The organism is Vibrio sp. 2134-1, assembly GCF_033339495.1.
This window is the reverse complement of the sequence record NZ_JAWOUS010000021.1, coordinates 37,621-63,146: the sequence shown is the minus strand read 5'-3', so window position 1 is coordinate 63,146 and position 25,526 is coordinate 37,621. Positions and strand designations below refer to the sequence as shown.

Sequence of the window (25,526 nt, the reverse complement as noted above, 5' to 3'; positions counted from 1 at the left end):
TGGTGATTTCTCCAATTGATTTTCCGGTGTAGCGGTTTCCGACGTCTCGGAAAACCAAGTAGTTCTCTCAAAGTTACTTTTATTAACGGCGCATGCCCTGTTTTCTTTAGAGAAAATTTTAGATTTTTTTGAAAATAATTCGTTTGGAGGGGTAATCGTGACAAAGCGGATAAAAAAGCAAAAAAACTTTCATTTTTCGCTAAAGCTTCTTTTCGAATTGTCGATACAGGCAGGTTTTGCGTTAAATTCGGGCAAGGCCGTTCATCAGCCAAGCAAGGTCAATGCTAGGTTTGGCGCTTGTTTTGCTTGCGCCAGAATAGAAGTACTGACCTGTTGTAAAATCTGTTGCTTCACCATTTGCGTAGTTTCTTTGGCATAGTCAGTGTCTTGGATACGACTGTTGGAAGCGGCTAAGTTTTCGTGGATGTTATCGAGATTATTGATCGCGTGATTAAAGCGGTTTTGATACGCGCCTAACTCCGCACGACTGCCATCTACCGTTTTCAAAGCATCATCTAAAATGCCGACCGCCATCTGAGCGCCACCGACCGTGCTAATATCAATACTATCTACCGTTCTATTTACGGTGACATACTTGCCAAGTTCTAACTCATCAGCCAGGCCACCACTGAAGGTTGGTCCAGGGTATTTTATGGCGTCCTTGTGGGACATGAGTAACTGCAGTTGCCCCTCTTCATTAACAGACGCTTTCACTTTATCGGTCTGCCCGTTAATGTAAGTCGCGAGTTCTTCTATATCGTCGCCAGCTTTAGCTTCAATACGGATCTCCTGCTCTTCAAAATTGTTATCACGGTAGCTGATAACAATTTCATTATTTCCGTTTTGAACCGTCCAATCTGAACTGACTCTTTGATATGAGCTCATTGAAAAGCTACCTAAAGATTCCGGCTGCATGGTCCGCAGGCCAATTTGTACCGCTTCACCAGCCGTTGCACCGATTTGAAAAGACGATGTACCGAATGTGCCATTCAGCAATTTACGTCCGCCAAAGGAGGTCGTTTCTGCAATACGACTTAACTCATCATTTAAAGCAGAGACTTCTTCTTGCATTGCAGTGCGCTCCGCTTTGCTGTTTGAACCATTGGCTGATTGAAGCGACAAATCACGCATACGTTGCATAATGTTAGTCACTTCATTCATCGCCCCTTCGGCGGTTTGCATTATAGAAATGCCGTCATTCGCGTTACGTACCGCGACATCCAAACCACGCATTTGCGATTGTAGACGGTTGGAGATTTGCAGACCCGCCGCGTCATCTTTTGCGCTGTTAATACGTTTCCCTGAAGACAAACGCTCCATGGATTGGTTCAGCATGTCAGTTGCACTGGTCAAATGACGCTGTGCGACAAGTGCTGCAACATTGGTATTAACGGTGATCGCCACGAATAAAGAGTCCTAAAATTAAGGCTTTGAGTACTTATCGACCAAGTAACAGAAAAGTTTAGTGTTTTTTGAAAAGAGATTGGAATAGAAATAGAAAACAAAAGCCCTCCATTGGAGGGCTTAAGAAATGAAGTCTGAGAACTTACTTGATGGCTAGCTCCGCGAGCATTTCTTGCGAAGGCGCGAAAAAGTAAGCACCTGTTACCGCTTTTGTGAAACGAAGCATTTGGTCTGTTTTACCATCTGTTACGCCGTACATACTTTCTAGCATCACTTTAATGTTATGAAGTGTATTGCAGTAAGAAATGAACAACAGACCGTGAGCACCGGTCACCATCCCGTATGGTAAGCTGTGGCGAACAATCTTCAAACCTTTACCTTCTTCTTTGATATCAACGCGACCAACGTGTGATGCAGCAGGAACGTCTTCTAGCTCGATAGAGTCTGGCTTGGTACGACCAATCACTTTTTCTTGCGCTTTGACATTCAATCGATTCCAAGCGGCAAGGTTATGTTCAAAGCGCTGAGCCATAACATAACTGCCTCCAGCAAATGGGCCCTCTTTTACTAGAGCCACATCAGCGCGAGCCTCCCCTTTTGGGTTTTCTGTGCCATCAATGAAGTCTGTCATATCACGAGCATCAAGGTAACGGTACCCATATGTTTCGTCCACAATGGTGACATCTTGTGCCGTCTCTTCTAGGAACTTACGCAACACGTAAAAATGCAAGTCGTGACGAGTCGAGTGACAGTGAATCAGTACATCTACGTCTGTTGCTGGAGCAACGATGTCACCTTCGCCAAGTTGAGTAAAATCAATAAGCTCTTCTGGCGCGTCTACATTAAGGTGTTCCCAAAACGATTTTGTGAATGCGATAGAAAGCGTCAGCGCTGCACCCGGCTGGGTAATGTTTAACTCTTCCACCAACTTTGGCAGTGCTTTCAGTTTTTCTAATACGTTTTCACGGTTTTGGTTCACTTTGAGTTGAGTGTACAGTGCAAATGGCCCGGCTTCTGGCACGATCGCCGTTTGAGCTTGTGACATTGAGGTTTCCTCTATTACTTTGCCCCAGAGTGGGAAGTTATTGTTTTTAATTCTTTGAATGCTGCTGTTCATCGTGCGCCAATTGTGGCACATGAAAACAGTCTTTTACCCATCTTCCATTTAGAAGATAGATCATAAACCAAGCTAATAAGGTAATGGTAAGGGCGTTTGCCCAATTAAACACTCCATGTTCTAGGTACACATGATACATGGTCTGAGCAAGTTGAATACCGCACAAGATCAAAGTGATCTCGCGACCATAGCGAGTAATTCTGTTTACCCATCCTCTGTCGGGATGACGAAGCCCCATTAACCACATAAGAAGCAAACTTGGAATGCCCATCGCCAAACCCAAATACAACGTACTTGAATCTGGGTAAACAATAGCGAGTAGCTTACTGCCACTATCACGACTTACACCAGCCATGGCAAACACCACCCATGAACGCACAAGAAACATCCATCCCACCCATAAAATGATCGGCGCCTTTAAAAATCCATGAGCGTCATATTGGTCAAACGAATAGCGCACAACATCTTCTTCTTTATGTGATAAAAACGTCACTTTAACCTATCGTTTCAGAGTTGCAAGCCAACAAAGATGAGAACTGAAGTTCATTTCAGCACCTTACACAGGTAAACTAAACAAAGATTTACAGCGACGTTGATGAGAAACATGAAAAAAAGAACTCCTGCCACCCCTGTGCCTTCTCAAGAAACACAAGCCGAAGCGATGAGAATTGCTAAATCCACGCAAAAGCCCGGCCAAACCAAAGAGCAAACCAAGCTTATCGCTCAAGGTATCGAAAAAGGCATCGCGCAATATAAGAAACAACAAAAAGAGCGCAACCGCCAAGCCGATAAAGCGAAGAAAAAACAGCAACGTGAAAAACAACGTCAGCATGAAGAGATTATCGAACAAGACAATATCACCGACGATGCGCCAAACCATTCATCAAGCAAACTGCCTTGGACACTACTTGTTCTGAGCTGGATTGGCTTTGCTGCTTACATAGTATTGGGGAAATAGCTAATGAAACGCCTGTTACTTGGACTTTTTGTCGTGCTTCTAACGGGTTGCACGATGCCTTCTCACCTTACTCATGCTCAAAGTCAAGATGTTCATATTCGCATTGACGCGCAATTCAACCCTGAGCGATGCGAATACAAAGGCGAAGTCACCGGAAGTGAAGGCCATTGGTATAACTACATTTTCATGACTAATGACGCGATGATGCAAGGCGCGATGAACGATTTAAAAAACAATGCAGCGGCTATCGATGCGGACACCGTTTTTATGGTTTCCCCACAAGATTTTATCACTTCATTTAGCGTGCTGGGTTCCGCCTACCGCTGCAATGGATGAGGCCTGAATATGAAAAAAGCCAGCAATTGCTGGCTTATGCACGAAATCCAAGACTGCTAGCGATATCTCTCTCCCGCTCTAGAACCCATTGGCTATCAAAAGGCCCCCAATCTGAAAGTTGATAATAGCCGTCATTATGACGTCGGCCATCTTGAACGAATATGAGTTCAATGCCGATCCCAGGTAACGCCTTGAGTACATCTTGAATAGTACGACGAGGCCACCCCGTTTTTTCGATCAACTTTGGCACATTCGGCCTTTCTAGGTTTTCCACCAACAAGGCCAAATATAGCCGCCTTGCAAAAACAGGACTCAATTCCATTGACACCTCCTAAAATTGTGCTGATTCATTATTTCGTTTTTGCTCAGCGAGGTGTTGCGTTTGATCAATAACTCGACTTTTCCATTTGATTTAGACGAATTTTTATTCGATTTATAGCGCATTCATCGTAAATAAGTTATGTGACATTAGTTATCTCAATCTATCTGAAAATATTTTCCACCGCATTTTGTCAGTTTGATTGCTTCTTGATAGGATGCTTTAACAGCCCAAATCACTTAAGTGCGTCTTAACCGCGCCAGTGAAAAATAGAACAAAGAAAAAGGAAACACTATGTCGATTACCATGTTTGGTATTCCCAACTGCGATACGATCAAAAAAGCCAAGAAATGGTTAGAAGCCGAGGATATTGCTTACGACTTCCATGACTACCGTAAGCAAGGCATTGATGCAGAAATGGTAAGTGAATTTTGTCGCGCTTTAGGTTGGGAACAGGTGCTCAATAAACGTGGCACAACCTACCGCCAATTAGCGCAAGAGCAGAAAGACACACTTAACGAGGAAAACGCCATCGCTCTTTTGGTAGAAAACCCTGCGATGATTAAACGCCCAATTTTAAAAGTGAATGATCAACTTCATATCGGTTTTAAAGCTGATCAATACGCTAGCATTTTCAACTCTTAAATAAAGGAATACTCAAGGATGACAGACAGTCCAGTATTGGCACTTGCTAAAGATCTGATCAGTAGACAGTCCGTAACGCCGGAAGACGCAGGTTGTCAGGATTTGATGATCGAGCGCTTAAAAGCACTCGGGTTTGAAATTGAAGTGATGGTATTTGAAGACACCACGAACTTCTGGGCTCGACGTGGTTCAGAAGCGCCGCTATTTGCGTTTGCTGGCCACACCGATGTGGTACCAGCTGGCAAATTGGAACACTGGAATACACATCCGTTTGAACCGACCATTATTGATGGTTACTTGCATGGCCGCGGCGCAGCTGACATGAAAGGGTCACTCGCTGCTATGGTCGTTGCTGTCGAACGCTTCATTGAAGAAAACCCAGACCACAAAGGCTCAATTGGCTTTTTGATTACGTCAGATGAAGAAGGGCCATTTATCAATGGTACCGTTCGCGTTGTAGAAACGTTGATGGAACGTGGTGAGAACATCGATATGTGTATTGTTGGTGAACCATCCAGCACCGACGTGGTTGGCGATGTAGTGAAAAATGGACGCCGTGGATCCATCACTGGTGATTTAACGGTAAAAGGAACACAAGGTCACGTGGCCTACCCTCACCTAGCCAGCAATCCAGTGCACGAGTCTCTACTCGCGATTCATGAACTCGCGACGACAGAATGGGACAAAGGGAATGATTACTTCCCACCGACTAGTTTCCAGATCCCGAATGTATCGGCTGGCACTGGTGCGTCTAACGTTATTCCTGGCGAGTTCCATGTTCAGTTCAACCTACGTTTTAGTACTGAGCTTAACAATGACGCAATTGTTCAGCGTGTTACCGAAACATTGGACAAGCATGAGCTGGACTACGACCTAAAATGGACATTCAACGGAGACCCATTCCTGACCGATACGGGCGCACTGCTAGACGCGGTTGTAGCTGCTGTGGCCGAAGTCAATGATACGAAGCCAGCGCTACTTACAACTGGCGGTACGTCTGATGGTCGTTTTATTGCTCGAATGGGAGGTCAAGTCGTAGAGTTAGGCCCTGTTAACGCTACGATTCATAAAGTGAACGAGTGTGTGAAAGTCGACGATCTTGAAAAGTTGACGGACATGTACGAAAACACGTTGAAACACCTATTGGCGAAGTAATCAGCGAGAACACAATGACACCAGAGCAACTCACCGGAATCACTGATTCCCATCTTCAATCCACACTAGTGGGGCAAAAGGCATTTATGCTTCACCCTAAAGTAGTCAATGACTTATTGAAGATGATTAATGCCGCAACCGAAGCAGGTTTCAAAATGGAAATCGCCAGTGGTTTTCGTGACTTTAATCGCCAAAAAGCCATCTGGAACGGGAAGTTTTCTGGTGAGTTGCCAATTCTCGATATCAACTCCCGCCCTTTGAATAAAGCAGAGTTAAATGACGAAGAGAAATTGATGGCCATTTTGCGCTGGTCGGCATTGCCCGGAGGAAGTCGTCATCATTGGGGTTGTGATTTTGATGTCTATGCGCGCAATTTATTGCCTGCTGACACCAAACTCAAGTTGGAACCTTGGGAGTATCTTGAAGGCCACCAGCAGGCGTTCTACCAATGGTTAAAAGCCAACCTTGGTCGGTTCGGTTTCTTCTTCCCTTATCAGCATGATTTAGGTGGCGTTTCGATTGAGCCTTGGCACATTAGTCACCGCGCTGTCGGGCAGCAATGCCTCGAGCAGTTGACGCTTGATGTACTCAGAAGCCAGTTGATTAAACAAAATCAGACCGACAACATTGCAGGGATTGACGTCATACTGAATAATTTGGATAACGTCGTTGCCAAATTTATTCACAATATCACGCCGCCGGAGGCTCTATGATAGAAATACTAACCAATCCTTGGGTCATTATTATTGTAGTGTTGAGCGTGGTCATTGGTAATATTGCCGCACTCAAATATACCGCAAAAATGAAGTTTGGTCAGATGGATAAAAGCCGTAAGAACGATTTAGATAAGCTGAACACATTGGATAAACAGCGCTACGCTGAAGAAGATAAAAACAAAAACGAGCCTCGTTAGTTACTCACCAGCTTCATCTCGACACATTTAATCTAAACATCAAAAAAGGGACCACTAGGTCCCTTTTCTATCATTAAGTAAACACGCCGCGTTAAGCTCGCTTTGTTTACTGCTTCACTGTTGCAGCCAATACAGGCGCTAGTGATTTCAAAAACTCTTCTTCTACTGGCTTGCCAGAGGAGTCGGTGATATTGATAGACGTACGGTTGCCTAAATCACCAAGTAAGAATGTGTACTTCCCAGCGGCTAACTCCACTGGTTTAACGCCGATATCGTTCCAGAATTCATCATCCGGAGACGCATATTTCGCAGTGATTGTACCCTGAGACTGGCTACGCTCTTCAATCTTAAAGCCCATCTTAGGTAGAATATTAGGCAAACGTTGCCAAAGCATGTTGTATTGCGCACGCGCGATAATCACAGGAAGTCCGCTGCGGTCTTTACCCATTGTGATTGGGATCTGTTTAACCAACTCTTGCGCTTTACGCTGTGCTTCTTCACGCACTTCTTGGTCGTAGCGAGCGGTGACCAAGTTCGTCATGAATACATTGTAGCGCTCACGGTTGGTCGCCGTTACTTCTTTCACTTGATTGCCTTCACGCCAGTCAATAAGGCTCACCTTAAAGCCGTGTCGACCATTTGCTTCAGCGCGTACGATTTCATATCGGCTGCCAATTTCTAGCTCTTCATCTGGCGAATCCCAAGTCACCCATCCTGTCTCGATGCGAGAGTCTGTTTGGCTTTCAACTGGAATCTCGTTAGCCGCGACCATGTTTTGCACCGTTTGCCAAACTTTATCTAGTTCATCTTTACGAAGTAGCCAAAGTGTCACTTCACCATCACTACTGCGGTCCAAACGTGCACCGGGAATAAGCTCTAGGACTTGTTGAGGTGGACGAATGTCGACATCTTTACCTACACCACCAGCGTAGTTACCCTGAGGGATCTCGTAGTTAGGGTAAAACTGAGGCTGTGCACCCTGTGGGACATTCCACTCACCCAAATTTGGGGAGTTCAAATACTCGAAGTCATCTTTTGCTTGACGACGTTGATTGGCACCACCTGAACAGGCAGTCAATACGAATACAGCTAATGAACTTAACACTAACTGGCTTGAAAGCTTCATCTATACTCCTAAAACACCGAGGGCGCTTTGGCCCCCAGTATGAACTTCAATCCTAGTAACTCAATCTTAATAAATATGGGCGTCTGTTAGCGCCTGCTCGACGATCGGCTGCGATTTTTCAGAAAGCGTAGTTAAAGGAAGACGCAAACCACCTTCTTCAATCAAACCAAGCTTTTGCGCTGCCCATTTTACTGGGATAGGGCTTGCTTCGATGAAAAGGTTTTTGTGTAGAGTCATCAAGCGTTGGTTAATCGCTTCTGCTTCTTCGTACTTACCTTCACTTGCCAAATGGAACATGTCTGCCATGTCTTTAGCTGCAATATTGTTCGTTACCGAGATAACACCATTGCCGCCAAGTTTCACAAAATCCAGCCCTGTCGCATCATCGCCACTTAGTAAGATAAAATCTTCGCCACAAAGTTCACGATGAATTGCAATTCGTTCCAAATCGCCCGTTGCATCTTTTAGAGCCACGATATTATCAAGCTTTGACAAGCGTGCCACTGTTTCTGGCTGCATATCAACAGCAGTACGGCCTGGTACGTTGTACAAAATTAGAGGCACATCACTCGCTTCGGCAATTGCCTTGTAATGTAAAAACAAACCCTCTTGAGTTGGTTTGTTGTAATACGGTGTCACACTCAGGAAGCCAGCAATACCAGAATCAGCCAGTAATTTGCTAAATGTTACTGCCTCATGGGTTGCATTTGCACCCGTGCCAGCAATCACAGGGATGCGACCGTCGGCAAACTCAACAGTTTTATTAACGACCTTTACATGCTCTTCAATGGTCAGTGTCGCTGACTCACCTGTTGTGCCTACTGCCACAATACCGTCTGTACCCGCTTCAACGTGGTACTCTACTAGCTTTTGCAGACCGTCAAAGTCTACTTCGCCATCTGCTTTGAATGGCGTAATCAGCGCTACGATACTTCCTGAAAACATGTTTATCTCCCTCATTTAACTCTTTCTGCATGGTACTGTAATGCGATTGAAAAACACAAGAGCGTAAACTCGCTTACAAAGTACAAATGAATGAATAATTACCAGTTGTTAGAGGTCTAGCAACTTAATTGCTCTATTTGGTTTGATTAACGGCAATATTGATAATCGTGTTGGGCTTTCGAGTGACTTTAGAATCTATCAGTGATTTGGAAAATACTGAAGAGCACAAGCAAGGAAAATATACTCTTTGGTCTTGTTAGCCAAGTCAGATCTAAGTGAATAAAACGGCCAGACAATAGGCAAGCACATCATGCAAACGTTTTGTTTATCCTACAGCCTGCATTTACTGTTTATTTCCCACCGCTCCCCTCAACATCCTCCTGCTTTTTATAGACTAAAAAAGAACTGGCTCGATATTTCTTCGCAATATCTGTGCTAACATCTCTCTATTGAAGAAAGGACAAGAAGCTCATTTATGAAGCAACATCTGGTACTTACAGCAGTTGGAACGGACCGTCCAGGCATTTGTAACCAAGTCGTACAGCTCGTTACTCAAGCTGGTTGTAACATAGTCGATAGCCGTATCGCTATCTTTGGCAGCGAATTTACGCTGATCATGCTCCTGACTGGGAACGCCAGCAGCGTGACTCGAGTTGAAACACAATTGCCCCTGCTTGGCCAAGAACATGACCTTATTACGATCATGAAACGCACAGCGGCGCACGAACTGCTCGATAACAGCTACACCATGGAAGTGTTTATTGAGTCTGAAGACCGCCCTGGGTTAACTGAAAAATTTACTAAGTTCTTCGCTGATCAGCAGATTGGTTTAGACTCTCTTAGCGCGCAAACCATCAGCAAGTCGAAAATTCAACTCGATTCTGACCAGTTTCACATTGCGATTACTGCATCTGTAAGCGCGGATTTTAATTTGATGCAGTTACAAGAAGACTTCGATGAACTTTGTAAGTCGCTCAACGTACAAGGTTCTCTGAATTTCATTAAAAACACACTATAAAGTAAAGGAAATCAAAATGAATACGCTGACAGCAGGCTCGCCAGCGCCAGCCTTCTCTTTGCTCGACCAAGACGGAAATACCGTTTCTCTTGAAGACTTTAAAGGCAAGAAAGTACTTTTCTACTTTTACCCTAAGGCGATGACGCCGGGTTGTACTACACAAGCAAAAGGCCTTCGTGACATCAAAGCTGAACTCGATGCACATAACGTGGTGGTACTCGGCGTAAGCATCGACCCTGTAAAGCGCCTAGGCAAGTTCATCGAGCGCGATGATTTAAACTTCACTCTGCTTTCTGATGAAGACCATGCCGTTGCTGACCAGTTCGGCGTTTGGGGCGAAAAGAAATTCATGGGCAAAGTATACGACGGTCTTCACCGCATTAGCTTTCTGATCAATGAAGAAGGCGTGATCGAACACGTGTTTAACAAGTTCAAAACCAAAGATCACCACGAAGCCGTATTAAACTACTTAAACGAAAACGCTTAAACGCTATTGTTTTTCTACAAACAAAAAGCCCAGCAAACTGCTGGGCTTTCTTTTAACCATCGTACCTTTGGTAACAACTACTCTTGTTCGACAGGTTCGTTTTCTTCCGTGCTTGGTAATGCATGCCATACGGCTTTGACTAATGTCGCTAAAGGAATGGCGAAGAACACCCCCCAAAAACCCCACAGCCCACCAAAGACTAATACAGCCACAATGATAGCAACTGGGTGTAAGTTTACTGCCTCGGAAAACAGAACAGGAACCAAGACATTACCATCAAGCGCCTGGATAATACCGTAAGCAAGCAACAACCAATAAAACGGAGGCGTTAAACCCCATTGGAACAAACCAACGATGGCAACAGGTACAGTAACAGCCGCCGCACCGATATAAGGAATCAAAACCGACAGACCAACGGCTACGGCAAGCAACGCCGAGTAACGAAGATCTAAAAGGGCAAAAGTCACGTAGCTCACACCGCCCACGATTAAAATCTCTAACACTTTACCGCGAATGTAATTTGATATCTGCTCGTTCATTTCATGCCAAACTTTATTCGCCAATTTACGGTTTTTCGGCAGAATACCGCTTGCGATTCGCAGCATTTCTTCTTTGTCTTTAAGCAAAAAGAAGATCAGAAGTGGCACTAAGATCAAATATACCGCTAGCGTTGCAATGCTAACTAATGAAGCAAGCGACCCTTTGACGACACTTTCACCCAGCCCCAATGCTTGGTTTTTGGCGTTCGTCACCACGGTTTCTACTATTTCTAAATTGGCTAGTTCAGGGTGGCGCTCTGGCAATGTGACAATAAACTTTTGTAGCCCGTTGTACATGTTCGGAATATCGTTAATTAGATTACCGACCTGAGTCCAAATCGTCGGAACCAAGCCAAACAACGCAATTAACATTAACCCGACAAAGACCAAGATCACGATAATAACCGACAAAGTGCGCGGCACGCCCATACGACACATTTTGACAACTGGCCATTCAAGTAGATAAGCCAAAACGATCGCGACAAGTAATGGCGCAATCAAGTGTCCAAAGAAGTAAATGGTGATAAAGCCAAACAGCAAGATCGCGACGAGACTTACTGCGTGAGGGTCAGAGAAACGTCGTTTATACCAACGACTAACCATTTCAAACATCTTATGCGGATTCCTTATTGAAGACAGTCAATGTGTAGTGCTCTGATGTAGATTGGCAATCAACCGAGTACCCTTGGGCACTAAGATAGTTCACAATGTCTCGTTTAGAGCTGTTGTCCACCACTTGAATGACAAGTTGATGATACTGCTTTGCTTCTCCTTGAAAGACCTCAGCAGCATGACGCTTTGCAAGTAACAGTGCCATAGGACAACGTTGCTCACGCAAATCAAGTAACATGGATTCCATTGTATTGCTCTGCACTTATGATAGGGTTGTATTGTAACGGCTTTTTGAGCTGGTGCTAGCACTTCTGACATGATTTAACCACATGCTGAAATAGCTCGGATGTAAAATAATTTACGAAACCAATTCATTTATTTCCGGTCTTACTGTTAGCTTATATCCTCACGGATAACCAAAACGTATGTGGCGCTGTTAATAGGCTCTCGACCTGTAACCACATGCTTATGTATTTTGGAGAACCTTTTAAACGTATGTTAAAACGCACTCGCTCGCTAGTTTGCTTATGTCTTGCTGCTGCCATCAGTTCGCCGACAACTTATGCCAATAGCATTGACTTGCCAGACATTGGCACAGCTGCTGGTGGCACGCTTTCAATAGACCAAGAGTTGATTTATGGCGACGCCTATATGCGTATGCTCAGAGCCAGTAAACCTATCGTTAATGACCCTGTCATCAATGAATATATTGACTCTCTTGGGCACAAATTAGTGGCCAATGCGAATGATGTAAAAACGCCGTTCCACTTCTTTATGATTCGCGACCGTAATATCAACGCGTTCGCGTTTTTTGGTGGCTATGTAGCGCTGCATTCTGGGTTGTTTCTTCATGCTCGTTCAGAAAGTGAGCTGGCCTCTGTTGTCGCTCACGAGATAGCGCACGTCACACAACGTCATCTTGCTCGGAGTATGGAAGAACAAGCACGCCGCTCTCCGGCCACATTAGCCGCACTTGCGGGGGCACTACTGCTTTCAATTGCCTCACCCGAAGCGGGGATGGCTGCAATTACAGCAGCAACCGCGGGCAACATGCAAAGTCAAATCAACTACACTCGTGCAAACGAAAAAGAAGCGGATCGCTTTGGTATTTCGACACTAGCAAAAGCCGGTTTTGATGTTCAAGCAATGCCAAGGTTTTTTGGCCGTCTTGCTGATGAGTATCGTTATGCGAGTAAACCGCCACCAATGCTCCTGACTCACCCTCTGCCTGAAGATCGAATTACCGATAGCCGTGCGCGAGCAAGAACCTATCCTCCAATGCGTGTTGTGCCTTCAATAGACTATCATCTAGCTCGCGCGCGCATTGTGGCTCGTTACGCTGGCATTGATGGACAAGCCGCCCTGAGCTGGTTTGAGAGAACCCAAAAGAAAGCCTCTGCGGACATTACACCTGCTTTTGATTATGGTCGAGCACTCGTGCATTTAGACAATAAACGCTTATCTCAAGCGGAACCAATTTTGAAAAAGTTACTGGAACAAGACCCAAGTAACCCGTTTTACTTGGACGCTATGACGGATTTATACATCGAGAAGAAGCAGCCAGAAAAAGCAACCGAGATGCTCCGCAAAGCGTTATCTCGTAACCCTCAAAATAAAGTATTGACCATTAACTACGCCAATGCGCTACTTGAGGACAATAAAAACGATCAAGCCACGCGAGTTCTTCAAAGATACACTCATGACTATCCTGAAGATACAAATGGCTGGCACCTAATATCGAAGAGCTACCACGCGCTGGGGCGTAGCGATGAAGAGTTGGCTGCTCGAGCAGAAATTTTGGCATTGCGAGCAAATTGGAATAAAGCGATTCAATATTATAGTGAAGCAAGTAAAATGGCCAAGTTGGGCAGCTTAGAGCAAGCACGATACGATGCCCGTATCGACCAACTCATGATCCAAAGAGATCGATTCATGGCATTACAATAACGAAATGGAGAAAACCATGTCAGTCGTGATTTATCACAACCCTCGTTGCTCAAAGAGCCGTCAAACACTTGAACTGCTTGAGCAAAATGGTGTTACACCGGAAGTCGTCAAATACCTAGACACACCACTTAACGTGGATGAACTAAAAGCGCTGTACGCCCAGCTTGGCTTTTCATCTGTACGTGAAATGATGCGCACTAAAGAAAGTGAATATAAAGAGCTTGGCTTAGGCGAAGACTCCGTCAGCGATGAGCAATTATTCGAAGCAATGGCGAAAAATCCAAAGTTGTTTGAGCGTCCGGTAGTCGTTGCTAACGGCAAAGCAAAAATTGGTCGCCCACCAGAGCAAGTGTTGGATATTTTATAAATGGATTGCCAGATCCTTATTTTGTATTTCAGCCGTCATGGCTCGACAAAACAACTGGCAAGACAAATAGCAAGAGGAGTCGAATCGACTCCTCAATGCCAAGCAGTTTTGCGTACAGTTGAAGAATTGTCACCTCACTCACACTCCCCTTCTGATCCAATTGTTACTCTAGAGGAACTGAAAACGTGCGACGGTCTAGCGTTTGGCAGTCCCGTCTGGTTTGGCAACATGGCTGCGCCTTTAAAGCACTTCTGGGATCAGACTACATCTTTATGGGTCAGTGGTGACTTAATCGATAAGCCTGCTTGTGTCTTTACCTCTTCGTCCTCGATGCATGGTGGTCAAGAAACAACGTTACAAAGCATGATGACCCCTTTATTGCATCACGGGATGATGGTTTTGGGCATTCCTTATTCCGAGCCAGAGTTACACACTACGCAGTCCGGAGGCACTCCGTATGGCGCCAGCAGTGTAGGCCATGAGGCAACCCTAAGCAGTGAAGAGATTCGCCTGGCACAACAATTAGGCAAAAGGCTGGCAACTGCAGCGTTAAAACTAAAAGTCTGTTAGTAAAATCAAGGATAGTTAATCGATGTCTGACTCTTTAGACCAAACACCACTCGGTACACAGGCTAAAACCTATCGTTACCTGGCTTTATTTGGCAACTTAGCCTTATTAGCCTGGGTCGCTATTTGGCAGCTTGCGTTATCCCCTCACCCTCACCTCAGCAGCACAACACTTGCTATTGCTTGGTGTATTCCGCTACTACTTCCGTTACCTGGTATTTTAGCTGGTAAGCCTTACACTCATGCTTGGGCTAACTTTGTTCTTATGCTGTATTTCTTGCATGCGCTGACCATCCTTTATGTGGATGGGGGTGAACGCTGGCTTGCGGCAGTGGAACTGATACTGACTTCACTCGGTTTCGCTGGCAATATTTTGTTTGCTAGAGCGAGAGGCAAAGAGCTAGGTCTTAAGTTGAAACGCCTCTCTCAAGTAGAAAAAGAAGAAAAAGCGAAATTCAATAAATAACGCCAATTGCAGTCAATCACTGATCATTGGTTCGAATACGAATTTAGAAAACAAAAAGAGTCGCTATTGCGACTCTTTTTTATGCTTACCACATTGGTGTTTGACCCTTGCGTTTCACGCCTGGAACGCTACCAAGGCGATTACGATGCCGAGCGCCACTCGTAGATCAAGTCATACTGTTCTCGGACAGGCTCCACAATCATCGGCTGAGTTGGTTGTGTTTCGTCACTTGCTTCTGCCACAACATTTACTGGTACTTCAGGCTGCGCTTCTTTTGGCGTCACGGCGTCTTTTGCTTCATTACTCTGAACCAATGGCTCTTCTTCTTGAGTTGAAGCTGGGGCATCAACTTCACCTAAAGGATCTTCAAAAACCATTAATTGAGAAATAGAAGAAGCTTCTTTCTCAAAAGCTTGTTGTGATGCCAAAAGGTGGATGTTGAGCGTTAACTCGTCCCCTTGAACACGCTTAATCTCTGTACCCGCAACCGAATTAAGTTGTTTTAACGCATTCTCTAAACGGAAGAAGTCCGTGGCAGAGGTTACATTAAGGACTTTCACTGCTAGCGCTTTTGAAGACTTTCCTGAAACCACAACTGCACTCTTACTTGCATAGTAGTCTGCGATGCCATCCACCATTTCTGCAATAGCATTAGCACCTGATGCAGACCCGCTACGCGGAGAACGTTGCGCTTCTACAATTCTCGTTGGCGACTGGTCGTAGAGTGTCCAACGAATTTGTTCACCTTGAGCTCGTACAACCAAAACGGCGTCAGCTGGGTAGCGCTGGCTGGCTTGACCAATTGGCTCAATAAAGCCGCCCCAAAGATCAGAGACATTAACACCGGTCACATCATCAAAATCCCCAACCGGGATAGTGATTGGTAGGCCTCTTAATTTCGCTGCGCTACGAAGTGCTGCAACATTTGAAGATTCAGAATGCTCCCACGCAATGTTACGATCGTAACCCTGTTCTTCAACCATCCAAACTAAAATATTGGCACGATTTGGCGACCAAGATGGCAATTGTGCTTGTGTTAAAAGAGAGCTGATTTGGTCGTTGTTAAACAACATTTTTAGGCTCGCTTTTCCATCAACCTGCCCATAGCTCAGTTGAGAAATGTAACGCGCACTTGAGCTAAGTGCCTTTTTAATCACTGGATTGCTTAAAGAGGATTGAGAACCGGTCGCTCGAACAATCACATCCTGCATACCTTGTTGACGAGCCAAAGACTCACCGTCGTTCTGCTCACTGTCGATAACCACTTCGGCACGATAGATATCCACCTGAGTTAATGCATATACTGGTAGGGACAACCAACCTATCAGTAAGAGAGCTAAATAGCGCATAGTTTTTATAATCCTCTGAACAAGAACCCGAATAATAAGCAACTATCAAATCTTGAGCAAGGTAAGTACTGAGTAAATTGTCTGTATTATGACCAGCTTTGTTAACTCGGGCCTCAACCAGCGCTTCAGTGCTATTTTTTATAATAAACTCATTGCTTATTAAGCTATCTCAACAAGTTAGGCTGTCCATTTTTCATCTTCACGCAAGACACGTAAAAGAGGACAATTTGCAAGCAAGCAACTCTCAAAAGTGCTATTTGTGAGAAAAATTCAATCGAAAGTTTGATCTATGCAACATTGCAAACGATTGCAGGATGATAGTATTCGCCGGATTTGTCTGCGTATCTTGAAAATAGGGAATTATTATGAAAAACGCGTTACAAGGCGCTCAAATGCTCTTTGTCGCTTTTGGTGCTTTGGTGCTTGTGCCGCTCCTAACTGGCCTTGATCCAAACGTAGCCCTCTTTGGTGCCGGTGTCGGTACTCTCCTCTTCCAATTAATGACTAAACGTTCTGTTCCCATCTTCCTTGCCTCTTCTTTTGCGTTTATTGCTCCTATTATGTTCGGTATCCAAACTTGGGGTATCGGTGCAACGATGGGCGGCTTGATGGCAGCGGGCTTAGTTTATGTGGCTCTAGGGGCGATGATCAAAGTGCGCGGTGTTGGATTTATCCATAAAATTCTCCCGCCTGTTGTCGTTGGCCCTGTGATCATGGTTATCGGCCTTGGCCTTGCCCCAACAGCAGTGAACATGGCAGTAGGTAAAACTGGTGATGGAGCAGCACAGCTAGTTAATGGTGATGCTGCGATCATTATCTCGGCGGTCTCACTGCTCACAACCATTGTACTTAGCGTTTTTGCAAAAGGCTTTTTGAAGCTTGTTCCTATTGTTGGTGGTATTCTTGCTGGTTACTCTGTTTCTCTATTCTACGGTGTGGTTGATTTCACTCCCGTAGAACAAGCGGCTTGGCTAGCCATGCCAAACTTCACCGCGCCAGAGTTCAATATCAACGCAATTTTGTTCATGATTCCTGTCGCTATCGCACCTGCGGTTGAGCACGTAGGTGACATGCTTGCTATCTCAAACGTTACAGGTAAAAACTACCTGAAAAAACCAGGCCTTCACCGCACAATCGCAGGTGACGGGGTGGCAACTATCGCGGCTTCGATGGTGGGTGCTCCACCAAACACCACTTACAGTGAAGTAACAGGAGCGGTAATGCTAACCAAAGCATTTAACCCTGTGATCATGACTTGGGCAGCAATCACCGCAATCGTACTTGCATTGGTAGGTAAGCTAGGTGCGGTTCTTCAAACGATTCCAGTTCCTGTCATGGGCGGCATCATGATTCTGCTGTTCGGCTCTATCGCCACAGTAGGCCTCAACACACTGATCAAGAATAACGTTGATTTACATAAGTCTCGTAACCTAGTGATTGTTGCCGTAACACTTGTGTTTGGCATTGGTGGTATGGCTTTCGGTATTGGTGAGTTCAGTCTACAAGGTGTGAGCCTATGCGGTATCGTGGCAATTATTCTTAACCTTGTGCTACCAAACGATTTAGGTGAAAACCACGTTGTGGATAACGCACAAATGGAAGAAGAAAGCGTGAAATAGTTCGTTTGCGCCGCTTTATTAGTTGGCGTGTCTTACTCTTCTCCTCTTGTAGATACAAAAAAGGCTTGGTTTTCACCAAGCCTTTTTCTGTTCAGTCATAGTAATACATCAAAGAATTACTTAGTACCGAAGATCTTATCACCTGCATCGCCTAGACCCGGAACGATGTAGCCTTTGTCATTAAGCTTCTCATCGATTGCCGCAGTGTATAGCTCAACATCTGGGTGTGCTTTTTCTAGCGCTTCAATACCTTCTGGTGCAGCAACAAGTACCAGCACTTTGATTTGGTTACAACCTTTCTCTTTTAGGAGATCGATCGTAGCAATCATAGAACCACCTGTTGCAAGCATTGGGTCAACAACAAGCGCAATACGCTCCTCGATGTTTGAAGCAAGCTTGTTGAAGTAAGGAACTGGCTCAAGCGTTTCTTCATCACGGTAAATACCCACAACACTGATACGTGCGCTTGGCATGTGCTCAAGAACTCCATCCATCATGCCTAGACCTGCACGTAGGATTGGCACTACGGTTACTTTTTTACCTTTAATCTGGTCTACTTCTACCGGACCGTTCCAACCATCAATGGTCACTTTTTCTGTTTCAAAGTCTGACGTTGCTTCGTAAGTAAGTAGGCTACCGACCTCAGTCGCTAACTCACGAAAACGTTTTGTGCTGATGTCACCTTCTCTCATTAGACCAATTTTATGTTTTACTAGAGGGTGCTTTACTTCAACAACTTTCATGTCCATCTCCGGCTATAGTTGGCAATATTTAAACAAACCTTCAGATTATACATGATTTTCACAGGGATATCAGGATAAATCACTAAAGAAAAAAACAGACGCAAACGTTTGCTATCTATGTTTAAGCACTGTTAGAATAGCGCCGTTTTCATATCCAACTTAATACCGAGGACTTCCCTGTGAGTGGTAACAACTCTTCTCTTAGCTATAAAGACGCTGGTGTAGATATTGATGCAGGCAACGCGCTTGTGGATCGTATTAAGGGTGCGGTAAAACGTACTCGTCGCCCTGAAGTTATGGGTGGTATCGGTGGTTTTGGCGCGCTATGCGAATTGCCAACTAAATACAAACAACCTGTACTGGTTTCTGGTACTGATGGCGTTGGCACCAAACTTCGCCTAGCACTGGATATGAACAAGCACGACACGATCGGCATCGACCTAGTGGCAATGTGTGTAAATGATCTTATCGTGCAAGGCGCAGAGCCACTGTTTTTCCTAGATTACTATGCAACAGGCAAACTAGACGTTGATACCGCAGCGGATGTTGTTTCAGGTATCGCTGAAGGGTGTGTTCAAGCAGGTTGTGCCCTAATTGGTGGCGAAACTGCGGAGATGCCGGGCATGTATGAAGGCGAAGACTACGACGTAGCTGGTTTCTGTGTTGGCGTAGTAGAAAAAGAAGACGTGATTGACGGCACGAGAGTCGCTGCTGGTGATGCACTTATCGCTGTTGGCTCAAGCGGCCCACACTCAAACGGTTACTCCCTTATCCGTAAGATCCTAGAAGTATCTGGTGCAGATAAGAGCGAAGAGCTAGCAGGCCGCACTATTGGTGAGCACCTACTAGAACCAACAAAAATTTACATCAAGTCAGCACTTAAGATGATTGAGAAACACGACATCCATGCGATTTCTCATATCACTGGTGGTGGTTTCTGGGAAAACATCCCACGCGTACTGCCTGAAGGCACGAAAGCAGTTATCGATGGTAACAGTTGGGAATGGCCAGTTATCTTCAAGTGGCTACAAGAGAAAGGCAACGTCGACACACACGAAATGTACCGCACATTCAACTGTGGTGTAGGTCTAATCGTCGCACTACCGAAAGACCAGGCAGATGCAGCAGTTGCTCTTCTTAAAGAAGAAGGCGAAAACGCGTGGGTGATTGGTCAAATCGCACAAGCAAACGCGAACGAAGAGCAAGTTGAAATCCAATAATTTGCAAATCGAGCTCAAAAGATAAGAAGAATGAGGACACTAGATGACTAGGTCCTCATTTTGCTATCTATAACACTAAAAACCATTCTATTAGTAGGTAGTTTAGAAGCTACATAACTCCAACCTACAATACCAAGGCGCTCTCGACATCATGAAAAACCATACCCTAAAAAACATTGTGGTCCTCATCTCGGGTAACGGAAGTAACCTGCAAGCTATCTTGGAAGCTTGCGAAGACAGCATGCCAAACGCACGAGTGGCAGCCGTGTTCTCTAACAAAGCAGATGCTTTTGGTTTAGAACGTGCAAAAAAGTTTGATGTGGACGGTCACTTTGTCGACCCTAAAGCATTCAGATCGCGTGAAAGCTTTGATGCAGAGCTAATGAGTCAAATAGATGAATACCAACCAGACGTGATTATTCTTGCTGGTTACATGCGCATTCTGAGCAGCGCATTTGTTTCTCATTACATGGGTAAGATGATCAATATCCACCCTTCTCTTCTACCAAAATATCCTGGGCTACACACACACCAGAGAGCAATTGATGCTAGCGACAAAGAACATGGTACGAGTGTGCACTTTGTAACGGAAGAGCTTGATGGTGGCCCTGTCATACTGCAAGCAAAAGTTCCTGTGTTCGAAGACGATGATGCTAGTGTACTTGCGGCACGTGTTCAGGCGCAGGAGCACCGAATCTACCCTATGGTGGCTAAGTGGCTGGTAGACGAGCGGTTGATCATGAAGGATGGTAAAGCCTATTTAGATGGCGCAGAGCTTGGCGTACATGGGTACGCCTCAGATGAGTAGCCCTGAATAATAAACTCCAAGCACAAAAGAGCAGCCTGAGGGCTGCTCTTGGTTGTTTTAATACTTATAAACTTGATTCAAAAAAGCCGTAGTGAGACTAGAAACCTAAAACCCAACATTCTAAAAAATCCCATAACCACTTGAGTAACATAACACTCGGAAAGTAGATTCTGAATCTGGTTCGTTCTTCACCGTTCAGACTGACGAGGTGTTTTATGAGAAATTTCTATCAGTTACGTCTTTACAGCAAGCCTTAGCGAGACTAGGACTCTACTACCAGCACTCTAGAAAGTAAGAATGCTCATCCGTATCCGCCCTCGGTTTAAAACGCATAAAAATAAAGCTCGCGATTGAGCGAGCTTTATTTTTATATTCAGAGTAAGAGACCATCACTCTAACGGTTCGGTTGGCGCTTGATTGCCTGGCTTAGCCGCCGCAAACGGCACATTTACCAGTTCAGAGGCATTATTTTTGACTAGTTCACCTAGGTGAAACAAGCCGTATTCGCCAGGTTTCATACGCTGCCAAGCTTCGTTGCCCGTCAAAGGTTGAGTTGCGATCACAGAAACGATGTCGTGTGGCGTTGTTTCTTCTTGGAAGTTAATTTCCACATCTTCATCAAGCAACGCGGCTTTTCCAAACGGTGCGCGTCTTGTGATCCAATACAAATGATTGGTGCAATACGTCATTACATACTCACCATCACTCAGAAGCATGTTAAATACACCCTTCTCTTTTAGCTCATCACAACATTTAGCAACATATAAGAATACCGACTCCATATCCTTTGGTGGCTCAGGATATCGATCTTCCATTTGCTTCAACAACCAGCAAAATGCCAGTTCACTATCTGTCTCACCGACAGGTCTATGTCGACCTGTATGCAAGTCTTGGTAGCCAGAGAGCTGACCGTTATGCGCAAACGTCCAATACTTACCCCACAGCTCACGTGTAAAGGGATGAGTATTTTCTAAATTAACACCACCACGATTCGCCTGTCGGATATGACTAACGACCGCACGACTTTTGATGGGATAATTTTGTACCAACTCTGCTATTTTAGACTCACAACTTGGCTTGGGATCTTTGAAGGTTCGAAAGCCCTTCCCTTCGTAGAAGGTGATCCCCCATCCGTCACGGTGTGGGCCGGTTCGACCTCCACGCTGCATGAGCCCAGTAAAACTGAAACAAATATCCGTTGGAACATTAGCGCTCATACCGAGCAATTCACACATGGCTTAAAAAACTCCCTAACAACACAGCTCGAAACGGTGGCCGTAAAACGGTTATTCCATCTCTTTTTCAATCAACTGGATGATGATATGAATAATCTTAATATGAACTTCCTGAATGCGGTCTGCATAACCAAAGTGTGGCACGCGGATTTCAATATCTGCAAGGCCTGCCATTTTGCCGCCATCTTTGCCTGTTAGCGCAATCGTCTTCATGCCTTTAGCTTGCGCTGCCTCAATCGCTTTCAGGATGTTACCTGAGTTACCTGACGTCGACAGACCAAACAGTACGTCACCTTTTCGACCAACCGCTTCTACATAACGTGAAAACACGAAGTCATAACCAAAGTCATTACTCACACAAGAAAGGTGGCTTGGATCTGAAATAGCAATACCAGCATAGCCAGGACGATTTTCTCGGTAACGGCCTGTTAGCTCTTCGGCAAAGTGCATTGAATCACAGTGAGAACCACCGTTACCACATGACAATACTTTACCATCTTGCTTGAATGAGTCAGCAATCATTTTCGCCGCTGCTTCGATTTGCGCAATGTTATGGTCATCGCTTAAAAATTTGTTGAGCACTTCAGCAGCTTCGTTTAATTCACTTCTAATCAGATCATGGTACATAAGACGTTCTCTTTATTATTTCGGCTTCAGTCAGCTCTAGACTCACTGAGCAAATTGTTCTGATACCAATTTGGTATCGGACATTTCATAAACCTGAACTCGGGTTTGATTACTCTGAGTTTACCCACAAACGAGAATTAGTGTCGATAGTGAACCAACAGATTTAGATTAGTGATGGTAATAAACTTGTCAACTTGCTCATGAAACCATCACTCAAATCTCAACTTTAGAATTTTAACTCTACTTAGATCACTTTTTATCCAATCTTATGTTTTACATTTCCTTAATATTTTGATTACACTTAAATCAACTGGTTAGACCTCTTACCTAACATACAGACGTACAAAACTTATAAAGTCTGAAAAGGAAAATATATATGGACATCTTGCTCTCAATCATCACGATGGCGATCGTGCTAGGCATTACGCTCTACCACCGCATGTCTCTCGTGAAATCTATTAGCTTACTCACCGCGGCCATGCTGGCTCTTACAGTAGCAGGTACTGTCGGCGTTATTGGTTGGGCTATTTACGTTCTCGCCGCAGCTGTGCTCGCGGTTCCTGGCGTACGTCAGTCTTTAATTAGCCGTAAAGCGTTAGTGCTTTTCAAGAAAGTGCTGCCAGCTATGTCTCAAACCGAAAAAGAAGCGTTAGACGCAGGTACCGTCTGGTGGGAAGCCGAACTATTTAAAGGCAAACCAGAGTGGCAAAAGCTACACGCGATTCAAGCACCTAAGTTAAGTGCGGAAGAACAAGCCTTTTTAGACGGCCCCGTGAATGAAGTGTGCGCCATGGTGAGTGATTTCCAAGTGACCCATGAACTCGCGGACTTACCGCCAGAAGTTTGGCAATACCTGAAAGATCATAAGTTCTTCGCCATGATCATTAAGAAAAAGTACGGTGGTCTGGAATTCTCAGCATACGCGCAATCTTTGGTGCTACAAAAATTAACGGGTGTTTCTGGCGTTCTATCGTCTACCGTTGGTGTTCCTAACTCTTTAGGCCCTGGTGAACTACTGCAACACTACGGTACTGAAGATCAAAAAAATCATTACTTACCGCGTTTAGCTGAAGGTAAGGAAATCCCTTGTTTCGCCTTAACGAGCCCAGAAGCGGGTTCTGACGCAGGCTCTATTCCAGATTACGGTGTGGTCTGCAAAGGCGAATGGGAAGGAAAAGAAGTACTGGGTATGCGCCTGACTTGGAACAAGCGCTACATCACCCTAGCGCCAGTCGCAACCGTACTAGGCTTAGCATTTAAACTTCGCGACCCTGAAGGTTTACTTGGTGACAAAGAAGATCTTGGCATCACTTGTGCGCTTATTCCAACTGATGTCAAAGGTGTTGAGATTGGTAACCGACACTTCCCACTCAATGTGCCATTCCAAAATGGTCCAACGCGCGGTAAAGACATCTTTGTTCCTATCGATTTCATTATCGGTGGCGAAAAAATGGCGGGCCAAGGTTGGCGTATGCTGGTTGAGTGTCTGTCGGTTGGACGTGGTATCACACTACCTTCAAACTCAACAGGTGGCATCAAAACTGCGGCAATGGCAACCGGTGCTTACTCACGTATTCGCCGTCAGTTCAAACAGCCGATCGGTCATATGGAAGGAGTTGAAGAACCATTAGCACGCTTGGGTGGTAATGCTTACGTGATGGATGCAGCAAGCAACTTAACCGTTGCGGGTATCGACTTAGGTGAAAAGCCTTCAGTAATCTCAGCTATCGTGAAGTATCACTGTACGCACCGCGGCCAGCAAAGCATCATCGATGCAATGGACATCGTAGGCGGTAAAGGTATCTGTATGGGACCTTCTAACTTCCTAGCTCGTGGTTACCAAGGTGCGCCAATCGCGGTAACGGTTGAGGGTGCTAACATTCTAACACGCTCAATGATCATCTTTGGCCAAGGCGCAATCCGTTGCCATCCGTACGTTCTTGAAGAAATGAACGCGGCGTATTCTGAAGCAAGTAATGCTGTCGAGAAATTTGATAAAGCGCTTGCTGGTCACGTGAGCTTTACAATGAGTAACCTAGTGCGCAGTATCTGGTTTGGTTTGAGCGACGGTCTGGGCTCTTCATCACCAACCAAAGATGCAACCAAGCGTTACTACCAACAATTGAACCGTTACAGTGCAAACCTTGCTCTGCTATCGGATATCTCAATGGCAGTGCTAGGTGGCTCTTTGAAGCGTAAAGAGCGTCTATCAGCGCGTCTTGGTGACATTCTAAGCCAGCTATATTTGAGCTCTGCGACGTTGAAACGCTTTGAGCAAGATGGCCGCCCAGTCGAAGATTTACCATTAGTACACTGGGGTCTACAAGACAGTTTGAAACAAGCTGAAGTGGCAGTAGATGAATTCTTAGCAAACTTCCCGAACAAAGTAATTGGCCGTGCGCTACGCGTATTAATCATGCCATTTGGTCGCGTACGCAAAGCACCAAGCGATAAACTAGACAGTAAAGTGGCACGCATTCTACAAACGCCAAGTGCAACGCGCTCACGCATTGGTCGCGGTCAATACCTTGAACCAACCGAGCACAACGCAGCAGGTAAGATTGAGCTTGCACTATCAGTCATTCTTCAAGCCGAGCCTGTGTTTGACAAAGTATGTAAAGCGCAGGGTAAGCGTCGCCCATTCTTACGTTTGGATATGATTGCTCAGGAAGGGCTAGAGCAAGGCTTTATCACGCAAGAAGAAGCCGATCTACTCAGAGAAGCGGAACAGCATCGTCTAGATACAATCAACGTTGACGATTTTGAGCCGGAACTGCTTGCCGCAAAGCCGCTATACCCTCAGATGGATAGTGTCGCGTAACTCTAGAATCTGAGACCACAAACGGGAGTATCAGCTCCCGTTTTTTATTGCTTCCAGAATCGGATTCATAACACCTCACACTACAAAGCCCCCCTGCGCAATAAAATCCTCGCACTCCAATCTTTTCCCCGATTTCCAGTGATAACTAACTCACAGACGTTCCAACTAAGCGGTGTATACTTT

The 25,526-nt window shown here is 45.1% G+C and carries 29 protein-coding genes; 16 read left to right on the top strand and 13 right to left on the bottom strand.

All coding sequences use genetic code 11. From position 1 onward, the window contains the following. The 4 genes from R7R78_RS19990 to R7R78_RS19975 all read right to left on the bottom strand — a co-directional run. On the bottom strand, positions 1 to 272 hold a 272-nt coding region (locus tag R7R78_RS19990), incomplete at its 3' end, for a hypothetical protein (RefSeq protein ID WP_225474167.1). After that, entirely contained in the window at positions 265 to 1,404 is a 1,140-nt protein-coding gene (locus R7R78_RS19985; protein ID WP_213886663.1) for a flagellin, read from the bottom strand. The genes R7R78_RS19985 and R7R78_RS19990, both read right to left, overlap by 8 nt. Positions 1,405 to 1,546: 142 nt before the next feature. Beyond that, the gene (locus R7R78_RS19980; RefSeq protein ID WP_054575544.1) at positions 1,547 to 2,449 is read right to left on the bottom strand and encodes a Dyp-type peroxidase; all 903 of its coding nucleotides are present in this window, start codon (positions 2,447 to 2,449) and stop codon (positions 1,547 to 1,549) included. A 46-nt stretch (positions 2,450 to 2,495) separates the two neighbouring features. After that, positions 2,496 to 2,981: a DUF2919 domain-containing protein gene (locus R7R78_RS19975; RefSeq protein ID WP_025768263.1), complete on the bottom strand. Its 486-nt coding sequence runs from the start codon at positions 2,979 to 2,981 to the stop codon at positions 2,496 to 2,498. A 144-nt stretch (positions 2,982 to 3,125) separates the two neighbouring features. Between R7R78_RS19975 and R7R78_RS19970 the strand changes: the two genes are divergently transcribed. Continuing rightward, complete coding sequence (locus R7R78_RS19970; RefSeq protein ID WP_005380437.1) at positions 3,126 to 3,479, top strand: DUF2956 domain-containing protein; 354 nt, start codon at positions 3,126 to 3,128, stop codon at positions 3,477 to 3,479. Between the two features lie 3 nt (positions 3,480 to 3,482). After that, positions 3,483 to 3,815: a DUF4156 domain-containing protein gene (locus R7R78_RS19965; RefSeq protein WP_025768262.1), complete on the top strand. Its 333-nt coding sequence runs from the start codon at positions 3,483 to 3,485 to the stop codon at positions 3,813 to 3,815. Between the two features lie 34 nt (positions 3,816 to 3,849). Here the strand turns inward: R7R78_RS19965 and R7R78_RS19960 are convergent, their stop codons facing one another. After that, the gene (locus R7R78_RS19960) at positions 3,850 to 4,137 is read right to left on the bottom strand and encodes a winged helix-turn-helix domain-containing protein (protein ID WP_005380433.1); all 288 of its coding nucleotides are present in this window, start codon (positions 4,135 to 4,137) and stop codon (positions 3,850 to 3,852) included. Positions 4,138 to 4,428: 291 nt separating this feature from the next. Here R7R78_RS19960 and R7R78_RS19955 point away from each other — a divergent pair, with 291 nt between their 5' ends. From R7R78_RS19955 to R7R78_RS19940, 4 genes are read left to right on the top strand one after another with little or no spacing between them, the layout of a single operon-like run. Continuing rightward, positions 4,429 to 4,779, top strand: a complete 351-nt coding sequence (locus R7R78_RS19955) for an ArsC family reductase (protein WP_005380431.1) — start codon at positions 4,429 to 4,431, stop codon at positions 4,777 to 4,779. Between the two features lie 18 nt (positions 4,780 to 4,797). Beyond that, a complete protein-coding gene (gene dapE / locus R7R78_RS19950) occupies positions 4,798 to 5,934 on the top strand; it encodes a succinyl-diaminopimelate desuccinylase (RefSeq protein WP_005380429.1) in 1,137 nt (378 codons plus the stop codon). A 14-nt stretch (positions 5,935 to 5,948) separates the two neighbouring features. After that, entirely contained in the window at positions 5,949 to 6,647 is a 699-nt protein-coding gene (locus tag R7R78_RS19945) for a M15 family metallopeptidase (RefSeq protein ID WP_025768261.1), read from the top strand. Further along, complete coding sequence (locus R7R78_RS19940; RefSeq protein ID WP_005380425.1) at positions 6,644 to 6,847, top strand: DUF2897 family protein; 204 nt, start codon at positions 6,644 to 6,646, stop codon at positions 6,845 to 6,847. The genes R7R78_RS19945 and R7R78_RS19940 overlap by 4 nt, the downstream gene beginning before the upstream one ends. A 106-nt stretch (positions 6,848 to 6,953) precedes the next feature. Here the strand turns inward: R7R78_RS19940 and bamC are convergent, their stop codons facing one another. Continuing rightward, a complete protein-coding gene (gene bamC, locus R7R78_RS19935; protein ID WP_005380424.1) occupies positions 6,954 to 7,973 on the bottom strand; it encodes an outer membrane protein assembly factor BamC in 1,020 nt (339 codons plus the stop codon). 66 nt (positions 7,974 to 8,039) lie between these two features. Next, the gene (dapA, locus tag R7R78_RS19930; RefSeq protein ID WP_005380422.1) at positions 8,040 to 8,918 is read right to left on the bottom strand and encodes a 4-hydroxy-tetrahydrodipicolinate synthase; all 879 of its coding nucleotides are present in this window, start codon (positions 8,916 to 8,918) and stop codon (positions 8,040 to 8,042) included. Between the two features lie 475 nt (positions 8,919 to 9,393). On the opposite strand from dapA, the gene R7R78_RS19925 reads away from it, so the two are divergent. Together R7R78_RS19925 and bcp are read left to right on the top strand one after the other, a co-directional pair. After that, positions 9,394 to 9,936 (top strand): glycine cleavage system protein R, encoded by a 543-nt coding sequence (locus R7R78_RS19925; protein ID WP_005380420.1) that lies wholly within the window; start codon positions 9,394 to 9,396, stop codon positions 9,934 to 9,936. Between the two features lie 16 nt (positions 9,937 to 9,952). Next, positions 9,953 to 10,423, top strand: a complete 471-nt coding sequence (gene bcp / locus R7R78_RS19920) for a thioredoxin-dependent thiol peroxidase (RefSeq protein WP_137282302.1) — start codon at positions 9,953 to 9,955, stop codon at positions 10,421 to 10,423. Positions 10,424 to 10,500: 77 nt separating this feature from the next. Here bcp and R7R78_RS19915 read toward each other — a convergent pair whose 3' ends face one another. Together R7R78_RS19915 and R7R78_RS19910 are read right to left on the bottom strand one after the other, a co-directional pair. After that, positions 10,501 to 11,574, bottom strand: a complete 1,074-nt coding sequence (locus R7R78_RS19915) for an AI-2E family transporter (RefSeq protein ID WP_005389843.1) — start codon at positions 11,572 to 11,574, stop codon at positions 10,501 to 10,503. A 1-nt stretch (position 11,575) separates the two neighbouring features. Next, positions 11,576 to 11,812: a sulfurtransferase TusA family protein gene (locus R7R78_RS19910; RefSeq protein ID WP_005380414.1), complete on the bottom strand. Its 237-nt coding sequence runs from the start codon at positions 11,810 to 11,812 to the stop codon at positions 11,576 to 11,578. Between the two features lie 257 nt (positions 11,813 to 12,069). Between R7R78_RS19910 and R7R78_RS19905 the strand changes: the two genes are divergently transcribed. From R7R78_RS19905 to R7R78_RS19890, 4 genes are read left to right on the top strand one after another with little or no spacing between them, the layout of a single operon-like run. Then, positions 12,070 to 13,521 carry a tetratricopeptide repeat protein gene (locus R7R78_RS19905; RefSeq protein WP_005394337.1) on the top strand — a complete coding sequence of 484 codons (1,452 nt, stop codon included), beginning with the start codon at positions 12,070 to 12,072 and terminating at the stop codon, positions 13,519 to 13,521. Positions 13,522 to 13,537: 16 nt separating this feature from the next. After that, positions 13,538 to 13,888, top strand: coding sequence for an arsenate reductase (glutaredoxin) (arsC, locus tag R7R78_RS19900; protein ID WP_005380410.1), 351 nt, complete (start codon positions 13,538 to 13,540; stop codon positions 13,886 to 13,888). Further along, the gene (gene wrbA / locus R7R78_RS19895) at positions 13,889 to 14,458 is read left to right on the top strand and encodes an NAD(P)H:quinone oxidoreductase (RefSeq protein ID WP_025768258.1); all 570 of its coding nucleotides are present in this window, start codon (positions 13,889 to 13,891) and stop codon (positions 14,456 to 14,458) included. A gap of 22 nt (positions 14,459 to 14,480) precedes the next feature. Next, complete coding sequence (locus R7R78_RS19890; RefSeq protein ID WP_005380407.1) at positions 14,481 to 14,921, top strand: DUF2069 domain-containing protein; 441 nt, start codon at positions 14,481 to 14,483, stop codon at positions 14,919 to 14,921. A 140-nt stretch (positions 14,922 to 15,061) separates the two neighbouring features. Here the strand turns inward: R7R78_RS19890 and R7R78_RS19885 are convergent, their stop codons facing one another. Continuing rightward, a complete protein-coding gene (locus R7R78_RS19885) occupies positions 15,062 to 16,270 on the bottom strand; it encodes a DUF2066 domain-containing protein (RefSeq protein WP_225474166.1) in 1,209 nt (402 codons plus the stop codon). Between the two features lie 365 nt (positions 16,271 to 16,635). On the opposite strand from R7R78_RS19885, the gene R7R78_RS19880 reads away from it, so the two are divergent. Next, positions 16,636 to 17,889, top strand: coding sequence for a uracil-xanthine permease family protein (locus R7R78_RS19880; RefSeq protein WP_225474165.1), 1,254 nt, complete (start codon positions 16,636 to 16,638; stop codon positions 17,887 to 17,889). 116 nt (positions 17,890 to 18,005) lie between these two features. On the opposite strand, the gene upp is transcribed toward R7R78_RS19880, so the two are convergent. Beyond that, positions 18,006 to 18,632, bottom strand: coding sequence for a uracil phosphoribosyltransferase (gene upp, locus R7R78_RS19875; RefSeq protein ID WP_005380401.1), 627 nt, complete (start codon positions 18,630 to 18,632; stop codon positions 18,006 to 18,008). Between the two features lie 179 nt (positions 18,633 to 18,811). Between upp and purM the strand changes: the two genes are divergently transcribed. Beyond that, complete coding sequence (gene purM / locus R7R78_RS19870; RefSeq protein ID WP_225474164.1) at positions 18,812 to 19,852, top strand: phosphoribosylformylglycinamidine cyclo-ligase; 1,041 nt, start codon at positions 18,812 to 18,814, stop codon at positions 19,850 to 19,852. Positions 19,853 to 20,003: 151 nt separating this feature from the next. Continuing rightward, positions 20,004 to 20,660, top strand: coding sequence for a phosphoribosylglycinamide formyltransferase (gene purN / locus R7R78_RS19865; RefSeq protein ID WP_053349812.1), 657 nt, complete (start codon positions 20,004 to 20,006; stop codon positions 20,658 to 20,660). A 389-nt stretch (positions 20,661 to 21,049) separates the two neighbouring features. Here the strand turns inward: purN and R7R78_RS19860 are convergent, their stop codons facing one another. Together R7R78_RS19860 and lpcA are read right to left on the bottom strand one after the other, a co-directional pair. Further along, positions 21,050 to 21,895 (bottom strand): class II glutamine amidotransferase, encoded by an 846-nt coding sequence (locus tag R7R78_RS19860; protein ID WP_225474163.1) that lies wholly within the window; start codon positions 21,893 to 21,895, stop codon positions 21,050 to 21,052. Positions 21,896 to 21,946: 51 nt separating this feature from the next. Continuing rightward, positions 21,947 to 22,522, bottom strand: coding sequence for a D-sedoheptulose 7-phosphate isomerase (gene lpcA, locus R7R78_RS19855; RefSeq protein WP_033905501.1), 576 nt, complete (start codon positions 22,520 to 22,522; stop codon positions 21,947 to 21,949). 376 nt (positions 22,523 to 22,898) lie between these two features. Here lpcA and fadE point away from each other — a divergent pair, with 376 nt between their 5' ends. Next, positions 22,899 to 25,343, top strand: a complete 2,445-nt coding sequence (gene fadE, locus R7R78_RS19850) for an acyl-CoA dehydrogenase FadE (protein ID WP_005385392.1) — start codon at positions 22,899 to 22,901, stop codon at positions 25,341 to 25,343. Positions 25,344 to 25,526 lie beyond the last annotated feature (183 nt).

Coding starts and splice junctions, on each gene's coding strand:
- R7R78_RS19980 (WP_054575544.1), bottom strand. CDS start 2,449: ATGTCACAAGCTCAAACGGCGATCGTGCCAGAAGCCGGGCCATTTGCA.
- R7R78_RS19970 (WP_005380437.1), top strand. CDS start 3,126: ATGAAAAAAAGAACTCCTGCCACCCCTGTGCCTTCTCAAGAAACACAA.
- R7R78_RS19965 (WP_025768262.1), top strand. CDS start 3,483: ATGAAACGCCTGTTACTTGGACTTTTTGTCGTGCTTCTAACGGGTTGC.
- R7R78_RS19960 (WP_005380433.1), bottom strand. CDS start 4,137: ATGGAATTGAGTCCTGTTTTTGCAAGGCGGCTATATTTGGCCTTGTTG.
- R7R78_RS19955 (WP_005380431.1), top strand. CDS start 4,429: ATGTCGATTACCATGTTTGGTATTCCCAACTGCGATACGATCAAAAAA.
- dapE (WP_005380429.1), top strand. CDS start 4,798: ATGACAGACAGTCCAGTATTGGCACTTGCTAAAGATCTGATCAGTAGA.
- R7R78_RS19945 (WP_025768261.1), top strand. CDS start 5,949: ATGACACCAGAGCAACTCACCGGAATCACTGATTCCCATCTTCAATCC.
- R7R78_RS19940 (WP_005380425.1), top strand. CDS start 6,644: ATGATAGAAATACTAACCAATCCTTGGGTCATTATTATTGTAGTGTTG.
- bamC (WP_005380424.1), bottom strand. CDS start 7,973: ATGAAGCTTTCAAGCCAGTTAGTGTTAAGTTCATTAGCTGTATTCGTA.
- dapA (WP_005380422.1), bottom strand. CDS start 8,918: ATGTTTTCAGGAAGTATCGTAGCGCTGATTACGCCATTCAAAGCAGAT.
- R7R78_RS19925 (WP_005380420.1), top strand. CDS start 9,394: ATGAAGCAACATCTGGTACTTACAGCAGTTGGAACGGACCGTCCAGGC.
- bcp (WP_137282302.1), top strand. CDS start 9,953: ATGAATACGCTGACAGCAGGCTCGCCAGCGCCAGCCTTCTCTTTGCTC.
- R7R78_RS19915 (WP_005389843.1), bottom strand. CDS start 11,574: ATGTTTGAAATGGTTAGTCGTTGGTATAAACGACGTTTCTCTGACCCT.
- R7R78_RS19910 (WP_005380414.1), bottom strand. CDS start 11,812: ATGTTACTTGATTTGCGTGAGCAACGTTGTCCTATGGCACTGTTACTT.
- R7R78_RS19905 (WP_005394337.1), top strand. CDS start 12,070: ATGTTAAAACGCACTCGCTCGCTAGTTTGCTTATGTCTTGCTGCTGCC.
- arsC (WP_005380410.1), top strand. CDS start 13,538: ATGTCAGTCGTGATTTATCACAACCCTCGTTGCTCAAAGAGCCGTCAA.
- wrbA (WP_025768258.1), top strand. CDS start 13,889: ATGGATTGCCAGATCCTTATTTTGTATTTCAGCCGTCATGGCTCGACA.
- R7R78_RS19890 (WP_005380407.1), top strand. CDS start 14,481: ATGTCTGACTCTTTAGACCAAACACCACTCGGTACACAGGCTAAAACC.
- R7R78_RS19885 (WP_225474166.1), bottom strand. CDS start 16,270: ATGCGCTATTTAGCTCTCTTACTGATAGGTTGGTTGTCCCTACCAGTA.
- R7R78_RS19880 (WP_225474165.1), top strand. CDS start 16,636: ATGAAAAACGCGTTACAAGGCGCTCAAATGCTCTTTGTCGCTTTTGGT.
- upp (WP_005380401.1), bottom strand. CDS start 18,632: ATGAAAGTTGTTGAAGTAAAGCACCCTCTAGTAAAACATAAAATTGGT.
- purN (WP_053349812.1), top strand. CDS start 20,004: ATGAAAAACCATACCCTAAAAAACATTGTGGTCCTCATCTCGGGTAAC.
- R7R78_RS19860 (WP_225474163.1), bottom strand. CDS start 21,895: ATGTGTGAATTGCTCGGTATGAGCGCTAATGTTCCAACGGATATTTGT.
- lpcA (WP_033905501.1), bottom strand. CDS start 22,522: ATGTACCATGATCTGATTAGAAGTGAATTAAACGAAGCTGCTGAAGTG.
- fadE (WP_005385392.1), top strand. CDS start 22,899: ATGGACATCTTGCTCTCAATCATCACGATGGCGATCGTGCTAGGCATT.